Below are 13,567 nucleotides of genomic sequence, written 5' to 3'. Positions count from 1 at the left end.
TATTCATTCCGCGTCCATATAACTATTTTTATTTTTGTCGGCTTAAAAGGCAGTCTCATGGCAGTAAACGAGTTTTCTCAACTAAAAGAATATTTAGATACCCAAATTTTAGGACAAAGTGCACTGACCGAATCCTTGCTTATCGCGCTTTTAGCAGATGGTCATTTATTGGTTGAAGGCCCCCCAGGTCTAGCTAAGACCCGTGCCGTAAATGCGCTGGCTAAAGGCATTGAAGGGAGCTTTCAACGCGTCCAATTTACCCCTGACTTATTGCCTTCTGATGTAACTGGTACAGATATCTATCGCCAACAAACCAATGAATTTGTATTTGAGAAAGGCCCGCTTTTTCATCATTTGATTTTGGCTGACGAAATCAACCGAGCGCCAGCCAAAGTGCAATCAGCGCTACTAGAAGCAATGGCCGAACGCCAAATAACCGTTGGCAAAACAACGTATCCGTTACCTGAGCTATTTATGGTAATGGCAACGCAAAACCCGCTTGAACAAGAAGGTACATACCCGCTACCGGAAGCGCAGCTTGACCGCTTTTTACTCCATCTGAATATCGATTATCCGGATGCAGAAACCGAGGTAGATATTTTGCGCCTCACTCGTGGCGAGGCGTTGGAGGAGTACCAAGCGACCTTCACACCTATTAGTCAAGCAACCCTATTTGAGGCCCGTAAAACCGTACTAAGCATGCATCTTGCTGAGCCTCTGGAGCAATACCTTGTGCAATTGATTATTGCGACCAGACAGCCACAACGCTTTGATGCAACGCTTGCAAGCTGGATTGATTATGGTGCGAGCCCTCGAGCTACAATTGCGCTTGATAAATGTTCTCGTGCTCATGCGTGGCTACAAGGCAGAGACTTTGTCACCCCAGAAGATATTCAAGCTGTGGTACATAACGTGCTACGCCACCGTATCGTGCTGAGTTATGAAGCACAGGCGGATGGGATCACCAAAGATCAGGTGATCAGTAAGATTTTAGAATTGGTTGCTGTTCCATAATACTATGAACGACATCAAGCAGTTTAATTCAGCCAGCTGGTTTAATGAAAGCCACAGTAATGGTGTCGAACTCGGCCTGAAAGAGCTACTTTTTTATAAGTCCAAAGCGCATTTACTTTCGCTCAAACCGAGAGGAAAAGTGAAAAGTGCTCAATCAGGACAATACCTTGCACCGCATAAAGGTCGGGGTATGGAGTTCGCTGAAGTCAGACAATACCAATATGGTGATGATATTCGTGCGATTGACTGGCGAGTTACCGCGCGTACCGGTGAAGCACACACGAAACTCTTTCAAGAAGAGAAAGAACGCCCCGTTTTTGTATTTTGTGACTTTTCCTCAAGCATGCTATTTGGTTCAAAGCTGTTACTTAAGTCGGTGCTTGCGGCGCACTTAGGCATTTTGGTGTCTTGGGCTGCATGCCAACGCGGCGACCGTGTTGGTGGTGTGGTATTTAATGACAGCAATCACCACGAGCTAAAACCGATTGCTCGCGACCGAGGAGTGCTTGCGCTAGCTCATCAGTTTTGTGCCCTACACGAACAAGCATTAATTCAAAAAGAGACTCACTCCTCGGGGGATCGTTTCAATGAGAATTTAAAACGACTTGTGCATCTAGCCAAACCCGGCAGCCTGATTTATCTCATTTCGGACTTTACGGAGTTGAATGATGAAAGCTTTAAATTGCTAGAGCGCGCCGCTCGCCATAACGAAGTAATTGGTTGTATGGTGAGCGATCCTTTTGAGCATCATCTGCCTGAATACAGTCAAGCGATTGAGGTCTCAGCTGGTGAACAAAACTGGACATTGCCCTTGATGGACAAGCAATTTAGAGACAAATTCTCGCAAAATGCGTCTGACTTTTTCAATCGAAGATTAGCGCTACTTAAGCGCTCTGGTATGTCGTTAAAAAAGTACGACGCGTCATTACCAATCGAATTGCAAATCATGAGGGGTTAAATGCAAGTCAATCCACTCGACCAGCTTAATGATGTGGTCATCCCTCAAAGCGTGAGCTGGTGGCCATTTTCTTATCCAATGTGGGGAGCCATTTGTGTTCTACTCACAATATTTGGGGCTACGTGTTGGCTATTATATCGTCGCCAGCAATTTTTAAAAGCAAAAAAGGAAGCCGTAAAACTGAGTCATTCGCAGGATAATGCCCAAGCATTACACACCATACTCAAACGTTTAGTAAAACATTATTACGGTGATACCGCTGCGAGTAGATCGGGCCAAGAATGGTTAACGCTGCAAGCAAGACTCACACGCGTTGAACTCACTCAGCAAGAGCTCGACTCGTTATATGCTCCGACTCAAGACCCCGCACTCAGCGATAAACTATGTCGTGCGATTAATACCTTCAAAGTGAAGGAGCGTCTCGATGTTTGAGTTTAGTTGGCCCTTTGCCTTTTTATTGTTACCTCTGCCTTGGCTAATTGCGAAGTTTAAACCGAGTATCGCGCAGACCAACATCAATATTCGTATGCCAAGTGCCGCAAAGTTACAACTCGCGAGCACAAATCAACTCAATAAGCGCATAAAAGTAAGCCTAGTGGAAACACTCATCTGGCTACTACTGGTAACCGCAGCGGCAAACCCGACTTGGCTTGACGACCCAATCGTTGTGCCAAACGAGGGACGCGATATTATGCTTGCCGTTGACTTGTCGGCTTCAATGACAGAGCAAGATATGGAATACCAAGGTCGCTTAGTGGACAGATTGTCTGTCGTCAAAGCCGTTGTTAGCGACTTTATCGAAGCGCGCCAAGGGGATCGTCTGGGGCTTATTCTTTTTGGTGACACCGCGTTTTTGCAAACGCCACTCACCCGAGATTTAGCGACGGTTAGCCAAATGCTTAGTGAGGCACAAATTGGTTTAGTTGGACGCGCCACAGCGATTGGCGATGCTATTGGTTTGTCGGTAAAGCGTTTTGGTGAACGTGAACAAAGTAACAAAATCTTGATTTTGCTGACCGATGGTCAAAACACCGCGGGCAACCTTCAACCAGAAGAAGCACTGATCTTAGCCCGAGAAGAGGGCATAAAGATTTATACTGTTGGTGTTGGCTCAGATGGTAGACGCGGTTTTGGTTTATTTGGTTTTAATTCTATGGCTGGTAGTAGTATCGACGAGAAAACGTTGCAACATATCGCCAAAGAAACTGGTGGGCAATATTTTCGCGCAAAAGACGTGGAAGGCCTACAACAGATCTACGCTATGCTCGATGAGCTAGAGCCGATAAGTGATGAAACACAGACTTTCCGTCCTAAGATTTCACTGTTTTATATTCCTCTCCTCGCGATACTCGGCTTGCTTTTTGTGGCTCAGCTAAGTCTCGTACTAAGAACAAAATTAAGAGGGTAAATAATATGATGGAATTTGAATTTATTCGCCCACATCTGCTTTGGTTGCTTATTCCTTGGGTGATATACAGTGCATTGCAATGGTCTAAAAAGTCCAATCAAAAATCAGCGCAACTTATCGCACCGCATCTGATGAAGGTGGTGATGGGAAGCGATGGTCAAAAACACCAAAAACAAAGTAATTCTTGGCTTGGTATTGTGTTCTTTTTGTTGGCCATTATTGCGGTTGCAGGACCAAGTATCGAAAAACAAGAAGTACCGGTTTTTAAAACTCAAGCACCTAGAGTGTTAGTGCTGGATATGTCTTATTCTATGTACTCAACCGACCTCGCGCCAAACCGCTTAACACAAGCGAGATTTAAGACTTTAGACATGCTCAAGCTCTTTAAAGAAGGCGAAACGGGTTTAGTTGCCTATGCAGGCGATGCTTTTACCGTGTCACCACTCACAACGGACGTCACCACTCTTGAGAATTTGATCCCGAGCCTTCGTCCAGAGATCATGCCCTCAAAAGGCTCTAACGTATATGCAGGAATCGAAGAAGCCGTTAGCTTGTTAACAGGTGCAAGTGCAACCTATGGTGACATTATTTTGGTAACCGATGGACTTGAACAAGAAGACGCTGAAGATGTACAAAAGCTTCTTTCTGACAGCCCATTTAAGTTAAGTATCTATGCCTTAGGTACGGCGCAAGGCGCACCAATCAAATTACCTGAAGGCGGCTTTTTAAAAGACCAATATGGTCAGATAGTCGTGCCAAAGTTATTCCCGACTCGGCTTGAAAAACTCGCTAGAGTAAAAGGTGGAAAATTTGCCAGCTATACTGCTGACAGCAGTGACATAGAAACATTTAAACCTAATTTGGGTGCAAATACATCGGTGCTTAAACGCGACCAAGAAAGTGCTAAGTGGCGAGTAGATGCGGGAATATATCTGCTGATTGTACTTATCCCACTTGCACTGCTATTGGTTCGAAATCACGCAGTTATGCTCAGTGCTTTGGTTGTTTTTGCGATGTTGCCGCAACAAAAAGCGCTGGCGAATGAATGGACACAGTGGTTTAAAAATAGCGACCAAAACGCGCTGCAGGCCTACCAAAATGAAGCGTTCGATGAAGCTGCTCTTGCCGATAATCCGGTACTAAAAGGTGCAGCCCTATATAAAGCTGGAGATTACGAAGGAGCGGTAAAAACACTCGAACAAACAAGCTCAGTAGAAGGCCAATACAATTTGGGCAATGCGCTAGCACGGCTTGGTAAATTAGACGACGCAATTTCTGCCTACGAAAAAGCCTTATCCCTAGATCCTGATTTTACGCAAGCGAAGGATAATAAAGCGTTAGTCGAAGCGTTAAAGGATCAGCAAGAGCAGCAAAATCAGCAGGACCAACAAGGTCAGCAGGACCAACAAGGTCAGCAGGACCAACAAGGTCAGCAGGACCAACAAGGTCAGCAGGACCAACAAGGTCAGCAAGACCAACAAAGTCAGCAAGACCAACAAGGTCAGCAAGACCAACAAGGTCAGCAAGACCAACAAGGTCAGCAGGACCAACAAGGTCAGCAAGACCAACAAAGTCAGCAAGACCAACAGAATTCACAAGCAGGAAGTGAGTCAGAACAAAACAACAACGAGCCAGAGCTAGATGCTGCCCGCCAAGACCAGCAAGCAGCTGACGAACAAACTCAAGAGCAAAAACAACAGCAAGCGCAAGCCGCACCTACGCCCGATCCCGAGCAACCACCGCAGGATGAAGAAAAGGCACAGGCTGCAATGATGCAAGATAGTCGGCCACTTACCCCTGAAGAAATTGAGAAAGCGCAACAGCTTAATCAACTGCTTAGAAAAGTACCTGATGATCCGGCCATATTATTGAGAAATAAAATGCAACTAGAAGCACAACAACGTAAACAAAGACGTCTACCAAGAGGAGCTGAAAAATCATGGTAAAACGCATTCTATTTTTTCTGTCTTTGTTGATATTAAGCCACGCCACGTTGGCATTGGAAAATCTCACAGCCAGCGTAGACAAAAACCCAGTGCTCGCAGGTGAATATTTCACGTTGTCGATTATCGCTGAGGGCAAAGTCAAAGGCACCATTCCTGATGTTTCGGTGCTTAGTAACGACTTTATCACCAGCCCGGTGAATACCAGCTCAAGAACCAGTATCATTAATGGTAGCGTTTCAAGCTCCACTACCTGGCAAATGCAGCTCGTTGCTCGCACTCCGGGTACTTACACCATTCCTGCGTTGGAAGTAGATGGTGAAACGACCCAGCCGATCGAAATAAAAGTTGTCGCTCGTGATGATGAGCAGCAAAGTGAAGATATATTCGTAAAAACCGAACTCAAGACAAAAAATCTCTATGTTCAACAGGCTGCGCTTTATACCGTTAAGCTCTATGTAGGAAAAGAACTACTAGATGGTCAACTGAGTGCCCCAATATCAGATGGCGCTAATTTCACACAATTGGGCAAAGCCAGTGAAGAATACGAAGTTATTGACGGCCGACGCTACATGGTGCTCACTCGCGAATATATGATCCAACCACAAAAAAGTGGTGATTTCAGCATAGAGCCGCCGATCTTCAACGGCCAGATCAGAGATGGCTATCGTAGAATGGCGACTTCTGCAGTTGGCAATACCATTGACTTTTCAGTATCTCCAATCCCAGCTAACGCTGCTGATAACTGGCTACCCAGTGAATATTTGAATTTTTCTGAAGAATGGCAGCCCAAAGATACCGAGTTTATGGTTGGGACGCCTATCACGCGAACACTAACACTCACTGCAGTGGGTGTTACTAAAGAGCAGCTTCCTGACATTCAGCTCGAAGACGTTAATGGGTTTAGAATTTATCCAGACGCGTCAGAGCGTAAGCAAATTACCCGAGATGGAAAAGTCATCTCACAGTTAACCATTTCTTTTGCTTACCTACCGCAACTTGCCGGTGATTTTACTCTGCCCGAAGTAAAACTACCTTGGTTTAACACCATCACTAAACGTGAAGAGTTTGCGACATTACCAAGTAAGTCTGTCAGCGTGATTCATGACCCAAATCAGCCTGCCATACCACAGGCTGCTCCAATCACGCAGCCGCTTTCAAGTCCAAGCGTAAATCCATCAACGGCTACGCAAACCAACGTGATCACAGAGCAAGTTATCCCGCTGTGGATGTGGGGACTCGCCGCTTTCGGATACGTATTATGGCTAATAACATTACTAATATGGCGCCTAAGAGCAAAACCTGCCTCAAACCCACTAGTCAATACGGTCACTGATGAAAATCCAGCACCTTTTATTTCATTTGAAGAAGCGGTTAAGCAAGATAACCCAACGGGCTTTTATCAAGCGTTACTGCGCTACACCAAACAACAAAATATCACCATGACACAATGGCTAGCACTTCAGCCCAGCTCATTGCGAGCACAAGTACAAACGCTACAAAGCTCGCTGTATGGAGGCAATAGCGCAAAAGTAGACTTGGCTCAACTATATGGTGAAATTAAAACCAGTGTAAAAAGCACGGTTCACGCAAATAAAAGCCAGAATTTAGGCAATCTATATCAATAAGCGCCTCAGGGCGCTTTTTTATTGCAAGACGAACTAGATTTGTTAGTAAATAATTAACAGATCCATTATGCTTGGTGTGAGATACACTCCCAAAATCAACTAAAATAAAATACGTTTTTGTTGAAATAAACCTGCAAAAAGATAGGTCTCATAGATATGGCCAGTAAACAACATCACTACGAGTCACTGGTTCGGATGTACCACAAAGAGCTATATAAGTTCGCTTATTGGTTGTCTGGCGATCCGACAATAGCAGAAGACTTAGTACAAGAAACTTTTTTGCGGGCTTGGCGCGCACTCGATTCATTACAAGATGAAAATGCAGCAAAGCCTTGGTTATTAACTATTTTAAGACGAGAGAATGCACGTCGTTTTGAGCGCAAGCAATTTGACTATGCGGAGGTTGAACAAGATACGCTGGTCGACGATACCAGTTCGGCTTTGGATGATGCAATGGAGCAAACCGTTGTGCAACGACAAATAGCCAACTTAGCACCAGAATATCGTGAACCACTGCTACTGCAAGTAGTGATGGGATGCTCTGGGGATGAAATCGCCGATATACTTGAGCTGAATAAAAACACGGTGATGACAAGGTTATACCGTGCTCGCAACCAGCTAAAAGACGCTTTAACGACTGAATATGAACCAATAAAGGGGGCATCAAACTGATGGATGAACTCGAATTTCGACGCCGCCTCGTTGCTGATCCTCATGATGAAGAGGTCAAGAAACAGGCCGAACAGCAACCTGAGTTGCAAGCACTGGTCGAAGAAATGCAAGCTTTCGACGATTTCTTGGGAAAATCACTCGATATTGATGTGCCCGAGGGATTGGCTGATAAGATAATTGCAAAGCAAAAGGAGCTTGAAACGGAAGAACAAAAAGTGGTTAGAGTGTCTTGGTTTAGACGCGCTACTGCACCATTTGCGATTGCCGCCAGTGTATTTTTTGCCGCCGTGGTCTTTTACTTTGGTGGTTTTGGACACCCTGTCGATACCGGTGAACATGCGCTTGCTCATGTGTATTACGAAGAGAATGCACTGCAAAAGCAAGAAACAGTGTCACTGCAAACCGTGAACGAGAAGCTCGCGATGTTTGGGGGTAAGTTCGACAACTTGCCGGGTAAAGTGGTTTACGCGACATTTTGTAATTTTAAAGGCCAAAAAAGCCTTCACTTGGTTATGCAATCCGAGTTTGGTCCACTCACGGTTTTTGTCGTGCCAGCTGGTCAACAAAGTACGATTGACGGCAAAGATAGTTTTGGTGATAACCGCTTTGAAGGCTTAATTGCTCATGATGGCAAAGCCAACACCATACTGGTGGCAAACCGAGGTACGCCGATTGAAACCTTCCAATCAGAAGTGACAAGCTCACTACGCTGGTTATAACGCCACCGCCCCACTCTTTGGGGCGGTGTCTCAATATCCTTACTAAACCTCTCAAAATACAAATTTAATTGAGGTACATACCTATTTAAATAGCCATGTTAGTTCTTTACAATGGCGGCAGTTATTTTGGTATATAGGAACTTTATGAAACATTTCATTGTGTTACTTTCCCTTGTTTCTTTTTTATTTACAGCTAGTTTTAATGCTGAAGCAAGAAAGAAGTTTGGTAGTAAGAGCTCAGGAAAAACCCAGCAAACACAAACAACCCAACAAAAGCAGCAAACTGATACACAAGCATTAAATGCAAAATCGACTACGACACCTAAGTCGAGTAAAAAAGGCATTATGGCCGGTGTACTTGGCGGATTACTAGCCGGTGGTCTAATTGCCACAATGCTTGGCGATGATTTTGAAGGATTTCAATTCCTTGAAATGATTTTGCTTGCCGCTGCTGCCTTTTTAATCTTCAAATTGGTTAAAGGCATGCTTGCAAAAAAACAGCAGCCAAGTTATGCCGGTGCGCCGCACATGGGTGGCTACAACAATACGCCACCACCACAACAATTTCAAAACCAAGGACCAATTGGCGGTGGTTTTGGCGCAAGTAGCGTGCCTATGAATCTGCCTAGAGATTTTGATATCAACGGCTTTTTACAAGGCGCAAGGCAGCATTATCAAACCATTCAAACCGCTTGGAATAACAACGACTTTTCGACGGTTTCTGAATACTTGAGTCCAGAGTTGGTTGAAGAGTTCAAACGTGAGCGAGAGCAGCAAGGCGACGTTAACACTGAAGTGATGTTTGTTGATGCTGAGTTAGTCCGTGCAGATACACGCCCTGACGTTTGGGAAGTTAGCATTAAGTTTACTGGCAAATATCGTGACCTCGGCGACATGCAAGAAGAACCTATCCACGAAATATGGCACTTAGAGCGTAAAACGACGGGGGATGCACCCTGGTTAATCGTTGGTGTTGAAGAGCTAGCGGCCTAATTCATCAACTTTAGTAAAAATTACACTCAACTTGTTTATTCACCAAGTTGAGTGTTTATTTGCAGCACAGCTCTATCTTCACCCAAACACACTTCAATATCTGCGATGTTTGGTAAGCTTTGCATCCCCCATACCGAAAGGCGTTGAAATGGCTGAATGAATTGTCTAACTTGCTCATCACTCATTCCCTTTCCAGTCGATGCTTTGAGCATATGCTCTTGTTGCAGGCGCCACTGATATACTCTGTCGAAGCTCATTCCATTTAAATAAATGAGACTATCTAATTGTGAAAAAATAGCTTGATACTCTTCACATAAAATGTGGTTCACTTGTAAGCGAAACGAACCGTCTTTATCAAACTCTTGCTCAAATTGATTAACGGGAGATGCTAACTCATCGCTAGGCTGCGGCTCCACTCCCATACACCACCCCTCGATAATAAGTACCTGTAAACCCGCCTCAACTTCTCGCCATTTTGATTTTGGCAACTTCCTATCAATTGATTTATCAAATACAGGTAAAGTTAATGCTTCGCCGCGTTTAAACCTGTCTATAACACCTTGTAATAGTTGCAGATCATGAGTACCAGGCAAGCCTCTTTGTTGAAACAGCGGATGAAACTTTGAAGCAAGCACTGCCCGCTCTTCTGGGTCTAAATAAAAATCATCAAGAGACACACACTTACAGGCAATGCCAACTTCCCTAAGTTGTTTACAAAGAGAATAGCTTAGTGTTGATTTACCAGAGCCCTGAACGCCAGAAACTCCTACTAGTAGAGGGTATGAGAAGTCTCCAGTTGAAAACATTTTGTCTATCCTATTCTTTAACTTATAAGCCAAAGCCATTTCGATCACCTCTTTATAAAACCAAAAAATCAAAACACCAAACATTTACAATTAATAAATAAAAATATATCTTTTGTATGTAATATAAAAACAACAAGGAAAACGTATGAAAGTAATAATCTATTCAATTCTAATGTGTGTTTCATGCTTCTCAAATGCCGTAGAGTATGAACCGGTTAACTGCAGAAGCGAGCAAACAGGTACTAAAAACTTTTATGAAGGTGAAGCTTCGTGCGTAGGTGAATATGCCTACAGCACATGTCCCTCTGGAATTGGAAGTTGTCATGTCGTGGATGATAACTTTGTTACAATTCGCAAGTATATACCATTACAAACTTCAAATAGCGCTCAGCTACAAGAATTAGTAGAACAGTGGGTTACCGGAGTTACTGGCGCACGCTTACGAGAAACTCACTTAGTATCTTGTACAGCACATAATGTTCCTTTTTCTCATTCGGAAGCCGTTTATGAAACTGTGTGTGACTATAAACCGTCGGTCGAAATTTGGCATAGCGCAATAGCTGGTAGTGCTAATAGACATGTGTATATCGTTGCCAGAGATAAAGATGGTTCGATTGGTTCTCAGGAGCTTTGGGTTAATGGCGTAAAACAGAGTGGTTCATCCACTGAACTTGTTGGACAAGATGGAGACTCTTTCAATGTAATGGCTAAAGTTCGTGATAACGATGGTTATTCATCCTCAACATCGCGAAATATCATCCTCAGATGGAATGGCTACCCTTGCAAAGGAAAATGTCCTGATCCTTTCTAAGAAAGCAAAAAAACCACCATTAGTTCATAAATGGTGGTTTTAATTATCATTTTAATCCAAAGCGATATTCAAACAGAATCATGATATTTCTGCCCTGTTGTGGCACATGACCGTCAATCAATCTTGGATCAAATACGGTGTATTTTTTATCAAAAAGATTTTCAGCTTTCAGTTGAATTTTAGCGTGATTATCCAAATTGAAAGAAACGGTGCCGCCGATGAGGTAGTAACTTGACTGCTCGAAATCATCGACAATTGACTCAGGGGGAGCAGGTATAAATGTTGTGTCTCGCCAAATTGCATTTAAAGTTACTTCTACCGCCTCTCTTTTATGAGTAAAGGCAAGTGCAGCAAACTTTTTAAAACTGCCATTTAATGGCTCGTCAAATAACTGGGTGTATGCGCCTTGTATCCAAGTTGTGCCACTCAGATTAAAATTAGCATTAACTTCAATACCCTGCATGCTCGTCTCAAAGACGTTATCAAATGTAAACTCCGCTTGTTCATCATCTATTGGTACTAGATTAATGAAGTCTTCAAGCTTATTATCAAATAACACCACATCAAACTGTTTAGACTCATCTTGATAGTGCCAAACAAGCTCTGTGGTTTTTACATATTCTGAAGTTAACTCCGAATTACCTGATGTAACATCATCATTTGAGTTAAGTTCGTTGCTCACAGGGGTGCGAAAAGACTCCCCATATTGCAACTTAAAAGTGTTTGCCTCATCGTAACCATAAACGAACGCTAGTCTAGGCGATAACTTATCATCTATATCTTTCACTTCGTCATATCGTGCACCCGCGAACATACTCAGTTGCTCGCTAAACCGATACTTTGCTTGAACGTATCCAGCATATGAATCAAAGTCTTGTCGCAACGGATAAAAAGGGGCGTAATCAGATATGGTTTGAATACCACCTAAATAAGTGTGGTTATAAATGATGATATCACCGGTACTTTGATCGTAATATGAGGTTCTAACGCCAGCTTTACTTTGTTCTTCTTTTGATAGCTCAACGCCAAAGTTCCACTGTAACCGGTCGTTTTGTTTATAACCACCATCTAGGTTATAAGTTAAGTCTCTGGATTGCCAAGCTGGACCAACTAAGAAGTCCCCTCCTTGCGTGATACCAATTTCTGCTGCTGTAACGATGAGTCCTGCACTTTCTATATTATGCTCAATAAAGCTTAGCTTATGCGTTAACTCTAGTTGCTCAGTAGCTTGCCAATGATACTCAAATGTTGCTGCATAGTTCTCACTTTTATGCTCGTTTTCAGGGGAATAACGGGAAAGATTTAAAAACTCATCAAGTTGAGTACGGTTAAACCTTACTTGCCATGTTAACGCTTGATGGCTACCTCCAAATACAACAAAAAGTGATTCTAACGGGTCTTTTACAGCACCTCCAAAATAGCTATCCCCTGAGCGTTTATTAAATGCTAAATTGGCATAGAGCCGTGTTTCATCCGACACTTGCCTTGAAAGATTCAACGCTGCTTGCGCACTGCCGTGTTCACCATAACCAACAGAAAGCTGATTATTACGCTTTTTGGTAATAATATTCATCACGCCAAGAAAGGCGTTACTACCATACAGGGCGGAACCGGGACCTCGGATAAATTCAACTTTATTGATAATCTCAATCGGAATGTAAGGTGTGTAGACTGATGCTTTACCAAATGAGGACTCATTGAGCCTTTGGCCGTCAATCATCACTAACACATGTCCAGTATCCAAGTACACACCGCGAGTATGCTCTTTTGGCACAGCCCCGACCCAATCGCCTCGAGTAGATTGAAAACCAGGTACAAAGTTCATTAAATCATAAACATTGTCGACACCTAGGCTATTTATTTGTTCTGAATTAAAAACAGTAATACTAGAGGGAACCGATGCTCTCGTTTCGTCGGTTTTGGTTGCGATAGAGACATTTACGTTCAACAGCTCTTCAAACGAAAGCTGATAAAGGTCGGAGTCCGTAGCTTCTGGTTCAGCGACTACCGCAAAAGGAAGTAATAATGGTGTGACTTTAATTAAAGCGCTTAAGTTTTTCATATTATACGAGCTCTATGTTCCCACACTTCACTCGTAGTGTTAGATTACTCTAACCTACGTAGCAGCATATGATTAACTTAATAATACTTGCTCCTAGCCACTACGCAAGTTTTTGATTAGCCTTTTCTTTTAGACTCTAAGCCGATGCCAACTTTCTCGCTTTGAAATATTTAAATAAACCAATTAAAGACGCTGCGATCCAAAATAGCTCAATCACAAAGCTTGCAAGGTTAAAGTTATAACAAAGACTAATCAGTAGTAGGATCGCACCACTTAAATTCATTAAGTTATACGTTAAACTATCGGGAGATGCCTTTTCCAGCTGTAGCATAAAGAATGCACCAACAACCAAGAAAGTGCCTGTCATACCGATGATATCGAACATTAAATCGATCATGTTTTTTCCATTTAGCAAGACCCAATAGGCTGGCCCAGTTCCATGGGAAGGGTCATTTTCATTCGTTGAAACAGCAAAGCCAAACGGCGAGATAGTAACAAATTGGAAAATTCAAGACAGGACATTTGTCTGATAACAACAATAAGTGAGCAATGA

13 protein-coding genes are annotated in these 13,567 nt (G+C 43.2%); 10 read left to right on the top strand and 3 right to left on the bottom strand.

What is annotated here, in order from left to right:
* Positions 1-57 precede the first annotated feature (57 nt).
* The 9 genes from EXT47_RS19090 to EXT47_RS19050 all read left to right on the top strand — a co-directional run bounded on the left by EXT47_RS19090 (position 58) and on the right by EXT47_RS19050 (position 9,335).
* Positions 58-1,014, top strand: coding sequence for a MoxR family ATPase (locus EXT47_RS19090; protein ID WP_010377722.1), 957 nt, complete (start codon positions 58-60; stop codon positions 1,012-1,014).
* Between the two features lie 4 nt (positions 1,015-1,018).
* The gene (locus tag EXT47_RS19085) at positions 1,019-1,972 is read left to right on the top strand and encodes a DUF58 domain-containing protein (RefSeq protein WP_039494876.1); all 954 of its coding nucleotides are present in this window, start codon (positions 1,019-1,021) and stop codon (positions 1,970-1,972) included.
* A complete protein-coding gene (locus tag EXT47_RS19080; RefSeq protein WP_039494873.1) occupies positions 1,973-2,404 on the top strand; it encodes a DUF4381 domain-containing protein in 432 nt (143 codons plus the stop codon).
* A complete protein-coding gene (locus EXT47_RS19075; protein ID WP_130127322.1) occupies positions 2,397-3,380 on the top strand; it encodes a VWA domain-containing protein in 984 nt (327 codons plus the stop codon). Before EXT47_RS19080 ends, EXT47_RS19075 begins: the two co-directional genes overlap by 8 nt.
* Before the next feature lie 8 nt (positions 3,381-3,388).
* The gene (locus EXT47_RS19070; protein WP_130127521.1) at positions 3,389-5,326 is read left to right on the top strand and encodes a VWA domain-containing protein; all 1,938 of its coding nucleotides are present in this window, start codon (positions 3,389-3,391) and stop codon (positions 5,324-5,326) included.
* Complete coding sequence (locus EXT47_RS19065) at positions 5,320-6,951, top strand: BatD family protein (protein WP_130127321.1); 1,632 nt, start codon at positions 5,320-5,322, stop codon at positions 6,949-6,951. The genes EXT47_RS19070 and EXT47_RS19065 overlap by 7 nt, the downstream gene beginning before the upstream one ends.
* 156 nt (positions 6,952-7,107) lie before the next feature.
* Positions 7,108-7,623, top strand: a complete 516-nt coding sequence (locus tag EXT47_RS19060) for a sigma-70 family RNA polymerase sigma factor (protein WP_010605216.1) — start codon at positions 7,108-7,110, stop codon at positions 7,621-7,623.
* On the top strand, positions 7,623-8,342 hold the full coding sequence (locus EXT47_RS19055) for a DUF3379 family protein (protein WP_130127320.1): 720 nt from the start codon (positions 7,623-7,625) through the stop codon (positions 8,340-8,342). Before EXT47_RS19060 ends, EXT47_RS19055 begins: the two co-directional genes overlap by 1 nt.
* A gap of 144 nt (positions 8,343-8,486) precedes the next feature.
* Positions 8,487-9,335: a Tim44 domain-containing protein gene (locus EXT47_RS19050; protein WP_130127319.1), complete on the top strand. Its 849-nt coding sequence runs from the start codon at positions 8,487-8,489 to the stop codon at positions 9,333-9,335.
* Positions 9,336-9,370: 35 nt separating this feature from the next.
* Here the strand turns inward: EXT47_RS19050 and EXT47_RS19045 are convergent, their stop codons facing one another.
* Positions 9,371-10,141 (bottom strand): kinase, encoded by a 771-nt coding sequence (locus tag EXT47_RS19045; protein WP_039495484.1) that lies wholly within the window; start codon positions 10,139-10,141, stop codon positions 9,371-9,373.
* Positions 10,142-10,286: 145 nt separating this feature from the next.
* On the opposite strand from EXT47_RS19045, the gene EXT47_RS19040 reads away from it, so the two are divergent.
* The gene (locus tag EXT47_RS19040) at positions 10,287-10,952 is read left to right on the top strand and encodes a hypothetical protein (protein WP_130127318.1); all 666 of its coding nucleotides are present in this window, start codon (positions 10,287-10,289) and stop codon (positions 10,950-10,952) included.
* 46 nt (positions 10,953-10,998) lie between these two features.
* On the opposite strand, the gene EXT47_RS19035 is transcribed toward EXT47_RS19040, so the two are convergent.
* On the bottom strand, positions 10,999-13,014 hold the full coding sequence (locus tag EXT47_RS19035; protein WP_130127317.1) for a TonB-dependent siderophore receptor: 2,016 nt from the start codon (positions 13,012-13,014) through the stop codon (positions 10,999-11,001).
* 136 nt (positions 13,015-13,150) lie between these two features.
* The gene (locus tag EXT47_RS19030) at positions 13,151-13,411 is read right to left on the bottom strand and encodes a hypothetical protein (RefSeq protein ID WP_010379248.1); all 261 of its coding nucleotides are present in this window, start codon (positions 13,409-13,411) and stop codon (positions 13,151-13,153) included.
* Positions 13,412-13,567: the final 156 nt, after the last annotated feature.

This window comes from Pseudoalteromonas sp. CO342X (assembly GCF_004208915.1).
GTDB classification, from domain to species: Bacteria; Pseudomonadota; Gammaproteobacteria; order Enterobacterales; family Alteromonadaceae; genus Pseudoalteromonas; species Pseudoalteromonas maricaloris.
The sequence above is the reverse complement of the archived record's forward strand: the minus strand, read 5'-3'. Positions and strand labels throughout refer to the sequence as shown.